This is a genomic window from Pseudomonas arabinosi (genome assembly GCF_047758675.1).
GTDB classification, from domain to species: domain Bacteria; phylum Pseudomonadota; class Gammaproteobacteria; order Pseudomonadales; family Pseudomonadaceae; genus Aquipseudomonas; species Aquipseudomonas arabinosi.
The window spans coordinates 3,796,718-3,811,099 of the sequence record NZ_CP180480.1 but is presented as its reverse complement, the minus strand read 5'-3'; the positions used below and the strand labels follow the sequence as shown (position 1 = coordinate 3,811,099).

At 60.9% G+C, this 14,382-nt stretch carries 8 protein-coding genes; 2 read left to right on the top strand and 6 right to left on the bottom strand.

Features of this window, described 5'->3' with window-relative positions; genetic code table 11:
- Positions 1-93: 93 nt before the first annotated feature.
- Both ACMXYJ_RS17820 and ACMXYJ_RS17815 read right to left on the bottom strand, forming a co-directional pair.
- A complete protein-coding gene (locus ACMXYJ_RS17820) occupies positions 94-2,373 on the bottom strand; it encodes an ATP-dependent DNA helicase (protein WP_415756225.1) in 2,280 nt (759 codons plus the stop codon).
- Positions 2,370-4,037 (bottom strand): VRR-NUC domain-containing protein, encoded by a 1,668-nt coding sequence (locus tag ACMXYJ_RS17815; protein ID WP_415756224.1) that lies wholly within the window; start codon positions 4,035-4,037, stop codon positions 2,370-2,372. The genes ACMXYJ_RS17820 and ACMXYJ_RS17815 overlap by 4 nt, the downstream gene beginning before the upstream one ends.
- A gap of 18 nt (positions 4,038-4,055) precedes the next feature.
- On the opposite strand from ACMXYJ_RS17815, the gene ACMXYJ_RS17810 reads away from it, so the two are divergent.
- Positions 4,056-4,235, top strand: coding sequence for a hypothetical protein (locus ACMXYJ_RS17810; protein WP_415756223.1), 180 nt, complete (start codon positions 4,056-4,058; stop codon positions 4,233-4,235).
- Positions 4,236-4,244: 9 nt separating this feature from the next.
- Complete coding sequence (locus ACMXYJ_RS17805; protein WP_046055248.1) at positions 4,245-4,469, top strand: YgdI/YgdR family lipoprotein; 225 nt, start codon at positions 4,245-4,247, stop codon at positions 4,467-4,469.
- A gap of 106 nt (positions 4,470-4,575) precedes the next feature.
- On the opposite strand, the gene ACMXYJ_RS17800 is transcribed toward ACMXYJ_RS17805, so the two are convergent.
- From ACMXYJ_RS17800 to ACMXYJ_RS17785, 4 genes are all read right to left on the bottom strand, one after another.
- On the bottom strand, positions 4,576-6,429 hold the full coding sequence (locus tag ACMXYJ_RS17800; protein WP_415756222.1) for a polyurethane esterase: 1,854 nt from the start codon (positions 6,427-6,429) through the stop codon (positions 4,576-4,578).
- A 96-nt stretch (positions 6,430-6,525) separates the two neighbouring features.
- Positions 6,526-8,214 (bottom strand): polyurethane esterase, encoded by a 1,689-nt coding sequence (locus ACMXYJ_RS17795; protein ID WP_415756221.1) that lies wholly within the window; start codon positions 8,212-8,214, stop codon positions 6,526-6,528.
- 23 nt (positions 8,215-8,237) lie between these two features.
- Entirely contained in the window at positions 8,238-11,285 is a 3,048-nt protein-coding gene (locus tag ACMXYJ_RS17790; protein ID WP_415756220.1) for an autotransporter domain-containing protein, read from the bottom strand.
- Between the two features lie 112 nt (positions 11,286-11,397).
- A complete protein-coding gene (locus tag ACMXYJ_RS17785; protein WP_415760750.1) occupies positions 11,398-14,361 on the bottom strand; it encodes an autotransporter domain-containing protein in 2,964 nt (987 codons plus the stop codon).
- Between the last annotated feature and the right edge of the window lie 21 nt (positions 14,362-14,382).

Genomic DNA, 14,382 nt, shown 5'->3' with positions numbered 1-14,382 from the left:
GATGACTGGCTCTTTGAATCAAAGACGGCATTCGCTGATTGTTCAAATGGGCCTTTCTTTCAAGATATGTCGATGTTTTTAAAGTAAAAAATCCTACTCGATAGCGTGCAAAATCCTCGGAGCAATTGACCACCAGCGCGGCAGTAACTGCTTGACCTTGCTGTCGCCAAACCGGTCATCGATCAACATCACCACCCCTTGATCCTGCTGGGTGCGGATCACCCTCCCCGCCGCCTGCACCACTTTCTGTACACCGGGAAACAGGTAGGTGTAGTCATAACCGGCACCGAAAATGGCGGCCATGCGCTGTTTCAACTGCTCGTTGACCGGGTTGAGTTGCGCCAGTCCGAGGGTGGCGATAAACGCTCCGATCAGTCGCGCGCCCGGCAAGTCGATGCCTTCGCCAAAAGCCCCGCCCAACACCGCGAAACCGACGCCCTGACTTTCGGCGGTGAACTGATCGAGAAAATCCTGACGCTGCCCTTCCCCCATCCCCCGGGACTGCGACCACAGGTTGATGTGTGGATGTTTCTCGGCCAGCAACTGCGCCACTTGCTGCAAATAATCGAAGCTGCTGAAAAACGCCAGGTAGTTGCCGGGACGTTGGCGGAACTGCCGAGCGATCAGCTCAACGATCGGCGCAAGGGATGACTGGCGATGGACAAACCGTGTGGAGATCTGGCTGACGATGTGCACTTGCAGCTGATCGGCGTGAAATGGTGATTCAACGTCTATCCACACCGTGTTCTCCGGCGTCCCCAGCAGATCGGCATAGTAGTGGCGAGGGCTCAGGGTCGCGGAAAACAGCACGGTGCTGCGTGCAGCCGTCAAGCGTGGACGGATGAAGCCGGCGGGTACCACGTTGCGCAGGCACAGCTGCGACAGGTTACGTGGGCGGTCGAGGTCGCGCTTGCTGATGTCGAACAGGAACTGTTCATCAAAGAGCTCAGCCACCCGGCAAAACTGCAGCATGTCGAAATAGAAGTTCTGTAACGCTCCGTCCAGGCCCTGCGGATGATCGTTCAGGTAGTCGCCGATGCTCGCGCTGCACGACGACAACGCCTGGAGCAGTTTTTCCGGCGCCCTGTCATAGGCCTGATAGGCGCCGAGTTGCAGGTTATGCAGGGCATTCCACTCACGGTTGACCCGTTGCAAGGATTTTTTCAACGCCTCGGGCGCGGTTTTTCGTACGCCATTGAGGGTCGATTGGTCGAGGCTGGCGCTGTACATCTGCCGGCCGCGCTCCACCAGGTTATGCGCTTCATCCACCAGCACCGCGACTTTCCAGTTATTGGCCTGGGCCAGCCCGAACAGCAGTGCGCTGAAATCGAAATAGTAGTTGTAATCGGCGACTACCACGTCTGCCCAGCGAGCCATTTCCTGGCTCAGGTAGTAGGGACAGACGTCGTGTTGCAGGGCAACCGAGCGCAACGCGTTCTGGTTCAGCAGGGACAATTTGCTGGCCGCCTGGCGAGCGGCGGGCAAGCGATCATAAAACCCCTGGGCCAACGGGCAGGATTCGCCGTGACAGGCTTTATCCGGGTGCTCGCAGGCCTTGTCCCGGGCGATCATTTCGAGCACCCGCAAGGGTGGCGCGTCGGCGCTGTCGAGGATCACCTGCGCGGCGTCCAGCGCCAGTTTGCGCCCCGGGGTTTTCGCGGTAAGGAAGAACACCTTGTCCAGTTGCTGCGGCGCCAGGGCCTTGAGCATCGGGAACAGCGTACCGACCGTCTTGCCGATCCCCGTGGGCGCCTGGGCCATCAAGCAACGACCGGTGCTGACCGCCTTGAACACCGATTCCGCCAGATGGCGCTGCCCAGGTCGAAAGTCGGCATGGGGAAACGCCAGTTGTTGCGCCGCCCGATTTCGCCCTTCGCGATAAGTCATTTCCTGCTCGGCCCAGTGCAGGAACAAGGCGCAATGTTGTTCGAAGAACAGCCGCAGTTGCGCGGCGCTGAACGCCTCGACCAGGCAGGTTTCCTTTTCGCTGACGATGTCGAAGTACACCAGGGCCAGATTGATCTGCGCCAGCTCCAGTTTCTGGCACATCAACCAGCCGTAAATCTTCGCCTGCGCCCAATGCAGCTGACGGTGGTTGGCCGGTTGCTTGCTCAAGTCGCCGCGATAGGTTTTGACTTCTTCCAGACAATTTTGCGCGGGGTCGTAGCCGTCGGCCCGGCCCTTGACTTTCAACGTTTGGTACAGGCCTTCAAGCGCGACTTCACTCTGGTAGCCCTCGCTGCGCCGGGACGCCACCGTACGGTGGCCGACAATCCCTTCCAGCGCCGTCGGCGAAGGCGTAAAACGCAGGTCGAGGTCACCGACCTTGGCGGTGAATTCACACAGCGCCCGCACCGCGATGCTGTAACTCAAGCGCCCTGCTCCGCCCATTGCACGTAGCAGACGGCAATCGGCATCTGGTGCTCATGGCAGAACTCGAGCCAGCGCAATTGATTGTCTTGCAGGCGATCACCGGGGCCTTTGACTTCGATCATCCGGTAGGTTTTGTCCTGCGGCCAAAACTGGATCAGGTCCGGCATGCCGGCGCGATTGGCCTTGATGTCCAACAGCAGTCGATTGAACCAGTGCTTGAGGTGTTCGGCCGGCAGGCAATCGAGTGCCTGATCGAGCAGCTCTTCGCTCAGTACACCCCAGAACACGAAGGGCGACTGCACGCCCCACTTGCTGGCATAGCGCTCACGAATGGTCTCTCGGTAACGCCCGTCATCGAGTTCCGCCAGGCAGCTGTGGAACAGCTCCGCGCGGCGTGCGTGAAAGTCTTCATTGAGCAGATCCACCGGCCCACGCTGGAACGGGTGGAAAAACGCCCCCGGCAACGGCGCGAAAATCGCCGGCCAGCACAGCAGACCGAACAGCGAGTTGATCAGGCTGTTTTCGACGTAATGCACCGGTGCCGACTCTTCTGCCAAATGCGCCTGAACGTAAGACTCCACCGACAACGCCGGATCGGTTCTGGGCAGTTGCAGGTCCAGGCGCAGCATTTCCCGTGGGGACGAGCGCTTTATCACCGGACCGCCCAACTTGCGCCGCAGCCTGGGCAGCACACGCAGCAATTGTTGCTGTTCGGCGGCACTTTCCGGCGATTGCTCCACCGCGACGGCCAGGTCCATGGCCAGTTGGTATTCACCGCAGCGCTCCAACACGCGAATCAACCGCAGGCGTGCGCCGGGATAGGCACACTCGCGGTAGATCACCAGTGCGGTAGAGAAATCCGCCAGGCGCTCGCAGTGTTGACCGATCTGGAACAACAGTTTGCCGCGACGTCTTTGCAGCCAGGGATTGCTCAGCGCCAGCCCTTTGATCTGCTCGACAATGCCTTCCACGGCTTCGCCGGCCTCGAAATGCTGCTGACACTCATGAAGAAAGAGGCAGGCATCCACGTCGTCACGGCTGCGCAGGCCTCGGGAGTCGGCGCAAAACTCGACTTTTTCATAGGTAAAGATGCCCAGGTCAGCCAGTACGAATTCCGACCAGTCCTGGTAAAGATTGCCGAAAAACATCAAGCGCAGCCGGTCGCACAGGCCCATGATGGTCAGGCTGAACAATCGGTCATCCAGCGACGGGCACCACTGGCCAAAGCTGTGAGCCTGCGGAAACTGTTCGCTCAGTGCGGGCAGCCAATCGGTCTTTTTTCCCTTGGGCTGATCGATGGTGGCGCCAAAACTCTGGAGAATTTCTGCCTTGAGCAACACCTCGAACAGCGCGTCGATCGACAGCGGCGATTGCTCATCGATCCAGCCCAGCGCCAGCAGTGGGCCGGCGGCGATGACGATGTCGCCGATCTCGAGGTAATGCAGTTTGCTCGCCCGGAAGTGAATCCCCTTGCGCATCACCATCCTGACCAGCAGCGCCCTGGATTCACGGGGCAACCGCTTGAACTCGCGGATGAAGTGTTGCTCTTCGACACTCAACACATCGGCATAGCGATGCTCAAGCCAATCAAGCACTTGCATGAAGTTGTTCAAGTAGTAGAACGGATCGTCGAGAGGGTTTGCAGTCACAGGAAAAAAGGCCATGGCGAGCGAGTACTGGTTATGCGTACAGATACCAGCTACGCCCTGCCCGGGCAAACGGAAAAGGATAAGCGGCGGCGTTATTCGGTAATTTTTCGGGTGCCTCTGAACTTTCTGCCGATCCATCGCACCAACCGCGATAGAGGTACAGTGACGATTGATTTCGTTCGTGGCAGTCGCGCTGTTTTTTTTGAAGGATGAGAGGTGGTTATGAATATCAAGACTCTGGGTTTGCCCCTGGCGGTAGCGGCCTTTCTGGCCCTGGCCGGTTGCTCGACACCAACGGTTGTGACGCTGCAGAACGGCACCCAGTATTTGACCAAGGACATGCCGAAAACCAAGACCAAGGACGGCTTCTTCGAGTTCGAAGATATTTCCGGGGCGAAAGTGAAGGTCAAGGCTGATGAAGTGACCACGATTCGACAGGAAGACTGAGTACCGAGTCATCGTTCTTCGCGAGCAAGCCCGCTCCCACATTGGAACTCGGTCTAATGTGGGAGCGGGCTTGCTCGCGAAGAGGCCCTTACAAACGCTGCATCAACTAGGCAATAACAACTCCCGCTCCCGAAAAACTATCCAGCCCAACCCCGACCAACGTCACCGAATCCCCCCCAAACGTCAGCACCGTGTCGTGCCCCACCGCCGTGGCATGCGCCCGATAGTCGTCGTTCGGCGTCACCCCCTGAACCCCGAGAAACACCAGTTTGTCACTGGCCTGGTAGCCAACCACCCGGTCCTGACCAAACGCGCCGCTAAACAGGAACGTATCGATTCCGCCTCCCGACTCCAACACGTCATTGCCCGCCCCGCCGACAAACACGTCGTTGCCCTTGCCGCCGAGCAAATGATCGTTGCCGTCCAGTCCAAACAACCAATCGCCACTGGCGTGAGCCGTGAGCGTATCGGCCCCGGCGCCGCCCTTCACTGTTGACGCGTACTGAGTCAGGTTGCTGCCCGCCTTGAGGCCTTCGGCCGTGACGCTGTGGGTCACGTCATCCTTGAACAGCCCCCACAGGAACCCCGGCTCCTTGGTCACAATGCTGCCGATGTCGCGGGTCATGCTGATGCCGCCATTGGCGTCGCGGATGTACAGGTTTCCGGCGCCGTCATTGGCGAAGTCGAAGTTTTTCACCGACTGCTGCACGTCCAGCACGTTGTTACCCTTGCCACCCACCAGGATGTTGTAACCACCGCCGTCGCGGAAGGTGTCGTTGCCATCGCGGCCTTCCAGATAGTCGTTGCCCCGGCCACCCTGGATCAGATCGTTGCCGTCGCTGCCGATGATGAACGTGCTGCCCTTGTGGGTTTCAGCGTTGCGATTCAGATCCTGAACCCAAGTGTTGGCGCGCGCCGGGTCCGACAGGTTGGCAACGATGATCGTCGAATCTTTACTGGTGAGGTCGTAGAACTTCGACTCGATCACCCGGTTCATGCCGTCGCCATAGGCGGTCGGCAAGTGCGAGATCCAGGTCGGAATATTAAGGATGGAAAACGGCAGCACATTCCACGCGATCGAGGCGTAGTGGTCGTTGAAGCTGACGATGTTATCGGTCGCCGAGACCTTGGCGGCATCGTGCACGCCCACCGACGACAGGTTGAACGATGAGCCGTCGAGGGCGCGGTACACCGGGTCGTTTTCGTAACCGACGTTCAGCACTTTGTCGGTGCTGCTTTGGGTCGGCGAGGCGTAGGCGATGTAGTTGGAATCCTGGTAGAACCCGGCCCATTTGTCGTTGCTCAAGTCTGCCAGGCTATTGACCGCCAACCCACCCAGACTATGGCCGCTGACCAGCACGTCCTTACCCGACAGGCCATTGGCCCGGGCAAAGGCCGCCACGTCGCTGAGCAGATTACCGAAGGCTTCGCCGACGTAGTTCTTGGCGTAATCCTTGGGCCCCAATGCTGCCAGCAGATCGTTGATCACATCGCCGATGGAGTCGCTGATCTGGCTTTCTCGTGGGCCGCTGGTACCGCGAAAGGCGATACCGATTTCGCTGAGATGACCCTGAGCGTCGTACTTGCCGAGGATTTCCACCTGAGCGCTGGTGTACCCGGCTTTCTCGCCGAAGAACGTTCCCCGTGCATCGACCTTGCCGTCATAGCCCAGTTGCGTGGCGGTGATGGGTGTCCAGCCGGCTTTCTGCACCGCGTCCAGTGCGGCTTTTTCCGAATCGGGGTTCCATGGGATTCCGGGAATGACGCCCTGGGAGTCGGTGCCGCCGATCAGCGCGGTCACCAGTGTGGCCGGCAAGCCAAGGCCGAAGCCGTTGTGCTGATAGCCGGTGGCAAAGCCGTTATCGAGGTTGTGATAGGAATACAGCGTGATCGCCATCGCGTCGGTAAATAACGCTTTGGAATCGGCTGTACCGAAGTTTTTGTAGTCGTACACACCCATTGGTATTGCCTCTCTTTTTGTTGGAATTGTCAGAGATAGCTCACAACCAGGACGCCTCACTCACGAGACGCCCCGGAGCATTTAGTGCATGCAGCCTCAGGCAAACGTAATGCCTGAAGCCGACAGGTTATCCAGTCCCACCCCCACCAGGGTCACGGCAAAGTCGCCAATCTTCAGCACCGTGTCATGGCCCGACTGCGAAGCGTGTTGCGTGTAGTCATACCCCTGCCCCGCGCCCTGAACGCCCATGAACAGCAGTTTGTCGTTGCTCTGGTAGCCATTGACCACGTCGAAACCGAAGGCGCCGCTGAACAGGAACGTGTTGTTGCCAGCCGAGGCCTGCATTACGTCATTGCCCGCGCCACCGACGAAGGTCACGTGGCTTTTGTCACTGCGCAGCAGGTCATCGCCGGCATTGCCGAACAACCAGTCGCCGTCGACAGTGGCCGCCAGTGTGTTGCCGTAGGCATCACCGTTAAGCGAGTGGTTGTAGTGGGTCAGTTCGCTGCCGTTGAGCAAACCGTTGACGGTCACGCTGTAAGTCACCTCCTTGCTCCCCCACCATGAGCCCGACTCCTGACTGACCAGCGCGCCGATGTCGTGGGTCATGCTGATGCCGCCATAGGCATCCCGCACGTACAGCGTGCCGTCACCATCGTTAGCGAAACTGAAGTTCTGCAACGGTTTCTGCAGCTCGAAAGTGTTGCTGCCCTTGCCGCCCAGCAGGATGTTGTAGCCACCGTCATCGCGGAACCGGTCATGGCCATCGCGACCTTCGATGAAGTCATTGCCGGCACCGCCCTTGAGCAGGTCATTGCTGTCGGTGCCGATGATGAATGTGCTGCCGGTGTGAGGTTCGCCGCTGCGACCGAGGTCCTCGACCCAGGTCTTGCCCCGGGACGCTTGCGTCAGGTTGGACACGATCAGCGTCGAGTCCTTGTCGGTGAGGTCGTAGAAGCGCGAGTCGATCACCCGGTTCAACCCGTCGGCATACCCCAGCGAGCCGTGGGCTGACCAGTTCAGCGGGTTGAGGATGCTGAACGGCACCAGGTTCTGCGCGGTGGACGCGTACTGGTCATTGAAGTTGACGATGTTGTTGGTCGCCGAATCCTGATGCCCGTCGTGCTTGCCCAGCGAGCCACTGCTGAAGGTGGTGCCGTCGAGCACTCGAAACACCGGATCATTCTCGTAACCGATGTTCAGCACGTTGTTGCCGGTTGCGCTCTGGGTCGGCGAGGCGAAGGCAACGTAGTTGGCCTCCTTGAAGAAACCGCCCCAGTTGACGCCGCTCAGTTCGGCGAGGCTGTTGACGCCCAGCCCGCCGAGACTATGACCGCTGACCAGCACGTCCCTGGCGTTCAGGCCATGGCCGATCGCAAACGCGGCGACGTCCTTGAGCAAACTGTCGAAGGCGTTTTTCGCGTAGTTCGTCGCGTAATCCACCGGGCCGACAGCAGCCAGCAGGTTGTTTTTCATGTCGCCGAAGGTGTCGCTGTAACCCAGGCCACCAGTGCCTCGGAAGGCAATGCCGATACCGATCAGCTTGCCCGCCGCGTCGTACTTGCCGAGCACTTCGGCTTCGGCGCTGGTGAAGCCGTCCTTCTCGCCATAGAAGGTGCCTTGTGCGCCGACCTTGCCTTGATAACCCAGCTGCGTAGCGCCAATCGGCGCCCAACCGGTCGCCGGCAGCGGTTGACCGGTTGGCGTGTACGCATACAGCGTCAGCGCGATGGCGTCGCTGTACAACGCCTTGCCGTCAGCATTTTTGTAATCAAACAGTCCCATAGGTTTGCTTCCTTTGCGTCAAATCAGAACTGCCAGTCGAGCGTCAGACCCACACCGTGGTCTTTCTCACGGGAGCCGAGCAGTCCGTTGTAATCCAGGCTCAAACGAACGTCCTGCGCCACTGCCAAACCGGCCCGCGCACCGATGACGGCAGCGTTACGATCCAGGGAAACGCTCTGCACGCTGAACGCGGTGTTGCCGTTGGCGAAGGCCAGGTGATCTTCGGAACGGGTGTTGCTCAGGTTGTGCTGCCAGCCCAGCGTGCCGGACAGTTCCAGTTGTTGTTGGTCCGACAGGGCAATCGCTTTGCTCGCCCGCAGGCCGAGGGTCGAGAGCACGGCGTCGCGGTTGTTTTCACCACCCTTGAGCGCTGCGGCATCACCCTTTTCGGTGAAGCTGTCGCTGTTCAGGTGCACGTAAGCCAGGTTGGCGAACGGTTCCAGTGCCAGCGGTTGCAGGTCCAGGCGATACGCCGCTTCGGTAAACAGTTGTGCGGTTGTCGCATCGCGTTTGGATTTCTGTTTGCCGCTGACGTCGCCGAATTGCAGGTCACGCTTCACGTCGATGCGATGCCAGCTGTAGGCGCCGCCGACGCTCAGACGCAGCGCATCGATTTCATGGCCCAGATAGGCGCCCAAGTGGTAGCTGTCGACCGAGGCTGACGAATGCGTGCCATCGCCCATGCTCAACGAACTGTCGCTGTAACCGGTCACGAAACCCAGCCGCGTGTCTTCAGTGATCAGCCCGTCAACACCGGCCAGCAAGCCGCCGATGGAGCTGTTGGAACTGGCGTTGTCATGCCCGCCATCGCTCTTGCCCCAGGCGCCAAGGACTTTGACCCAGGCGTTGCTGCGGTCATCGGTCGGTGCCGCAGCATTGAACAGATCACGTTCACGCAGGCGTTCGCCGACGGCATCGCGCAGGTAACGGCTGTCGTTGATCAGCAGCGTGCCGATCGCCGGGTGAATCTCACCGGAGAGCTGTTGGAAAGCTTGTTGCGCGACGGCCGCGGTCGGCGAAAGCAGCAAGGTTTCATAGAGCGGATTGCCGGCGCCCAGTTGCTCGGCGGCCGCGGCGACGGCGCGTTGATTGGGGGTTTGGCCGACGCTGGCGAAGGACGCTGCGTTGCGCTCTACCGCCAGTTGGATGCCATTGGCCGAGTAGCCGAGTGTGCCTCCGATGAACAGATAATCCGGGAGCACCGCGCCGAAACGCCCTTCGATCCCGCCGGCCGCTTGCAGAATGTTGTATTGGTTGCCGAGCAGGGATTTCACTTCGCTGGTGGTCAGCAAGGTCGGGCTGTTTTCCAGGGACAGGCTGACGGTAGCGCCGTCGATCACGGCTTTACCGCCCGCAACGATCTGATCGCTGCTGGTCGGCGACAACTCCACGGCGTAGGTCGAGCCAGGCTCGAAGGTCACGTCGCCCGCCACTTGCAAGGTGCCGATGGAATTGCCTGGCGCCACGGTGCCGCCGCTTTTCGCGGTTAATGCGCCGATGCGGCCATTACCGCCGAGGATCCCGCTGTCGTTGACGGTGACCGCCGAGAGTAGCGAGCCGTTGATGGCCAATCGGCCCTGATTGACCAGCGTCGGACCGGCGTAAGTGTTGGCGCCAGTCAGCACCAACGTGCCGATGCCCTGCTTGGTCAAACCGCCGTGCCCGGAAATGTCGTTGCGCCACGTGTCGAGACCGCAGTGCACGTCATTGCACACGCGTTGCGTCGGTTTGCCTGCGTCGATGATCGCGCCGATCCCTGGCAAGTCCGCCACAAACTGGCTGGAACCGTAGGCACCCTGGATACGGAACTCCTCGGGAATGTCTTGCTCGGTGACCAACATCGCCGGGCCATCGATGCCTTTGCGCAGGTTGATCATGCCCCAGCCATACAGCGAATCGACACCCGGCGCACCGAGGTCGGTGGCCGTGGTGCGCAACACGCTGGCGACCTGGGCGCCGGTCATGTACGGGAAGCGTTCCATCAGCACGGCCATGGAACCGGCGACGTGCGGCGCCGCCATTGAGGTGCCGTTGTAGTTTTTGTAGCCAGTGGTCAGGTTGTCGGCGTTGGTACCGCTGATGATCGAGCTGTAGATCTTGCTGCCCGGTGCGGACACGCAAAAGCTGGCGGTGTAGCCGCAGCGTGAAGAGAAGGTGCTGATGTTGTAGAGGTCCGGGCTGTTGAGGTCCGGGTTTTTCTGCAACGCCGCCACGGTCACCCAGTTCGGCGCGATGTCCGGGACGAAATAGCCCAGGCCTGCGATGGCGTCCGGGTTGTTGAGGTTGTAGTCGTTGCCGGCCGCGAAGATCGTCACGATACCGCTGCGGGCCGCCGCGATGGCGCCGTCATAGGCTCCGCCCGGTTTGGTCCCGAGCAACGGACGGATCTCGTTGAACTGCAATTGCGCGTCTTGCACGGTGAAATGCGGGTAGGCGGGGTTGCGACCGCCGAGATCGAAGCGATCGGTGATGCCGATGCCCCAACTGTTGTTGATGATCCGCGCGCCGCTGGCGATCAAGGCATCCCAACCGGCCTTGTAGACCGCGCCGTCGTTGCCGCGAATGATGCCGTCCTCCGGGCCCGGATCACCGTTGTCCGCACTGATGATCTGCGCGCCAAACGCCACGCCGTGCATCGGGCCGCCATCGCGACTGCCGGCAGCGATCCCGCCAACGTGGGTGCCGTGGGCACCCAGCTCGCCGTCGGAACCGACCGAGGGCGAACCGTCATAACGAAACGCATCGCCGGCTTTGACCGGGATGTACGGGTCGGTGTATTCGCGGATGCCGCTGGTGACCAGGGTGATCACTTTGTTCGGGCCGGAAAACTCCGGATGCGCGGCGTAGACCGGTTGGTCGAAGATCCCCAGCTTCACGCCTTTACCGGTGTAACCGGCGGCGTAGGCCTCTTGTGCGTTGACCGCTCCCAGCCCCCAATCGGCATTGAATTCAGCGCTGCGCCAACTGTTGGAATCGCCCGCTCTACCGTTTTCTACGTAAGGCGCCGCTTGCGCGGTACCGAGGGTGGCCAATGCGCAAAGCAAGGCAAGGTTGTTGTGCTTGTTATTCATCCAGGTACCGTCCTTAGTTGTGTTGCCAAAATCCCGTTACACCGTGCATTCAGGGTTTACGACTGCTGCGCAGCCGAACGCAGCCTTCGGCAGCTGCTACAAGGGTTCTGCGTTAAAACTGCCAATTGAGGCTGAGCCCTACGCCATGGCTCTTCTCGCGGCTGGCCAGTTGGCCGGTGTAATCGAGGTTCAAGCGGATGTCCCGGCTCAGGGCCAGGCTGGCATGGGCGCCCACCAGCGCTGCATCGCGCACCATTGGCGAACTTTCCACCGAGAACGGCGTGCTGCCGCTGGCGAACGCCAGGTGTTCTTCGGAATCGGTATGGCTCAGGTTGTGCTGCCAGCCAAGGCTGCCGCTCAGGTCCAGTTTCTGTTGGCCGGACAGGTTCACGGTTTTCAACGCACGCACGCCCAATGTGCTGAGCACCGCGTCACGCGTGTCACCCCTGCTTTTCAGTGCGGCAGCGTCACCTTTCTCAGTGAAACCTTCGGTGTCGAGGTGCACGTAAGCCAGGTTCGCGAAAGGTTCCAGCGCCAGCGCCAGCGGTTGCAGGTTCAGGCGATACGCCGCTTCACCGAACACTTGGGTGGTCCCCGCATCGACCTTGGCTTTCTGTTTGGCGCTGACGTCGCCGTATTGCAGGTCACGTTTGACGTCGGCGCGATGCCAGCTGTAGGCACCGCCGGCACTCAGACGCCAGGCACCTGACTCGCGGCCGGCATAAGCACCTAGGTGATAGCTGTCGACCTTGGCCGATGAGTGAGTGCCGGAGCCCATGCTCACCGAGCTGTCGCTATAACCGGTGACCAGGCCGATCCGGGTTTGCTCATCGAGCGCCCCATCGACACCGGCGAGCAAGCCGCCAATCGAAGTGGTGTAACCGGCGGTGTCATGGCGGTCATCGGTCTTGCCCCAGGCGCCCAGCGCCTTGATCCAGCCATTGCTTTGAGTGCCTTGGGCGTCAATCAGTCGCTCGCCGACAGCATCACGCAGGTAGCGGCTGTCGTTGATCAGTACCGAACCCAGCGCCGGATAGATTTCCCCCGACAACTGCTGAAACGCCTGCTGGGCGGATGTCGCGGTGGGCGACAGCAGCAAGCTTTCGTAAACCGGATTGCCCGCCCCAAGGCCTTCAACGGCGGAGGCTACGGCGCGCTGGTTCGGCGTTTGGCCGACGCTGGCGAAGGTTGTGTCGTTGCGCTCGACACTCAGTTGAATGCCGGTGGCGGCGTAATCGAGGTTGCCGCCGATGAACAGGTAGTTGGGCAGCACCGCGCCGAACTGACCTTGAATACCGCCGGCCGCTTGCAGGATGTTGTACTGATGACCGAGCAGGCTTTGCACTTGTTGAGTGCTGAGCAAGGTCGGGCTGTTTTCCAGGGACAGGCTGACGGTCGCGCCGCTGACCGTGGCCGTGCCGCCCGCGACAATCCGGTCACTCTCGGTCGGCGACAGCTCCACCGCGTAGGTCGAACCCGGCGCAAACGTGACGTCGCCGCTGACCTGCAAGGTGCCAATCGAATTGCCGGGCGCCACCGTAGCGCCGCGGTTGGCGGTCAGTGCGCCGACGCGTCCCGATCCACCCAGCGTGCCGCTGTCATTGACGGTCACCTTTGACGCCAGCGAACCGTTGACCGACAGCAGACCGCCATTCACCGTGGTCGGCCCGCGATAAGTGCTGTCGCCGGTCAACATCAGGCGTCCGGCACCGGACTTGATCAGGCTGCCTTCGTAGACCCGAGTGGAGGCTGCGAGATCCCGGGCCGTGCCCACCGCAAAGTCGGCCTGATCCTGCTGGCTGGCACCGACCGGTACACCGTGCTCCCAACCTTTGGTCTGCAGTGTCTGTTGCCAGGCACTGTGTTCCGCCGCGTCTTCGCTCTGACGCTGAATCAGCGCCTTGTCAGTGATGTTGTTGCTCCAGACATCGCTCTGCCCTGCCCCCAGATTGGCGTCGAAACGTCCGAGTAATTGCCCCGGCCCGCGCATCGCCCGTTCGAGGTTGGCGACGCCCCAGCCGACGCGGGTATTCGGCGCTTCGGTGATCGAACCGTCGAGTTGGGTGGCGGTGGTCAGCAGGGTTTCCAGCGCCTGCTGGTTGTTCATGTACGGATAGCGTTCCATCACCAGCGCCAAGGCACCGGTGGCATGCGGCGCGGACATGGAGGTGCCGGACTTGATCGCATAGCCTGCGCCGGGAATGGTGCTGTCGATCTTCGCGCCGGGCGTGGTGATGCACCAATACTTGGCGATCCCGCACTGGTTGTATTTCTGTTGGTTACTTTGATCCAGCCCCGACACCGCCAGCCAATGGCCTTGCAGCTCCGGCTCAAAATACGGCAAGGCAGAACGCACGCTGGCGTTGGGATAACCGCTGTTACCGGCGCTGAACACGTTGATCACACCGCGCCTGGAAACGTCCGCCGCCTCATCGAGCCAGGTGCCTTTGTTCCAGTGCTGGGCGTAGGCGGCATGCAGATCGTCGAGGGTCCGATAGCTGACATCCGGCGGCTGACTGCCCCAGCTGTTGTTGATCGCTCGCACACCGGCATCCGCCAACGCGTTGTAGACCGCTTTGAAGTAGCGTGGATCAGGATTGGGGCCGAACAGGAAGCTGTCGTTCTTGTTGGTGTTGCCGACGTAGACCTGCGCGTTGTACGCCACGCCGTGCATGCCGGTGCCATCGCGGGAAGCGCCGATGGTGCCGGCGACGTGCGTGCCGTGGGAGTCGTTGTTGGCGTTGAGCGTGCCGTCGACATTGAACTGGGAGCCGTCAACGTAACGGCCGCTGGCGGTCACCCCGTGGTAACGGTCGGTGGCGAATTCGGGATGGGCAGCATCGAAGCCTGAATCGAGCTCGCCGATTTTCACGCCTTTGCCCGTGATGCCGGCGGCGTAGGCTTGATCGGCTTGCATACGGGCCAGTCCCCAGTCGCGCTGGAACTCCGCCGAGCGCCAACTGGCGGCATCGCCGGGTGTGCCGGTTTCCAGGTAAGCGGCTTGCACCGAGCCGGGCATTGCTGACACCAGGAGTAATAGCGTGCCGACCGACATTGGCTTGATCTGTACGTCCATGTTCATGACTTCTCGCTTTTT